The sequence below is a fragment of the Dokdonella soli genome, from assembly GCF_039523175.1.
Classification (GTDB): domain Bacteria; phylum Pseudomonadota; class Gammaproteobacteria; order Xanthomonadales; family Rhodanobacteraceae; genus Dokdonella_A; species Dokdonella_A soli.
The window spans coordinates 1-624 of sequence record NZ_BAAAEU010000048.1 but is presented as its reverse complement, the minus strand read 5'-3'; the positions used below and the strand labels follow the sequence as shown (position 1 = coordinate 624).

The 624-nt window shown below is 53.8% G+C and carries 1 protein-coding gene; it reads left to right on the top strand.

Going from position 1 to position 624, the window contains the following annotated elements:
• The coding region (locus tag ABD002_RS19570; RefSeq protein WP_343794302.1) for an AMP-binding protein at positions 1-624 on the top strand (624 nt) is incomplete at both ends.

Genomic DNA, 624 nt, shown 5'->3' with positions numbered 1-624 from the left:
CGACGCGCAGCGAAGTGGACCTGTTGCCGACCCACCTGGCGTACGTGATCTACACGTCCGGTTCGACTGGACTGCCCAAGGGCGTCATGGTGGAGCATCGTAGTATCGTGAACCGACTTGTTTGGATGCAATGGGCGTACGGCCTTGATCAAAACAGTGCCATCCTGCAAAAGACTCCATTTAGTTTTGATGTGTCTGTCTGGGAGTTTTTCTGGCCATTGCAAACGGGAGCTCAATTGATAATGGCACGGCCTGATGGTCACAAGGAGCCGGACTATCTAATTGAAGTCATCCAGAGAAATAAAGTCACGGTAATCCATTTTGTACCTTCCATGCTACAGACGTTTCTCAAACAGCCAGAAGCGTCTAAAAGATCTAGCTTGAAACGTGTGATCTGCAGTGGAGAGGCGCTGACGCTCGGGCTGGCGAAACAGTTCCATGCACAGCTGCCTTGGGTCGATTTAGAGAATCTCTACGGTCCGACCGAAACCACCGTGGACGTGACGGCGTGGACGTACCCCAGTGATGGAGCGGCACTCGCAATTTCGATCGGCCGTCCGATATGGAACACGCAGATCTATCTTCTGGACCGTTACGGCCAGCCGGTACCGGTCGGGGTGGCGG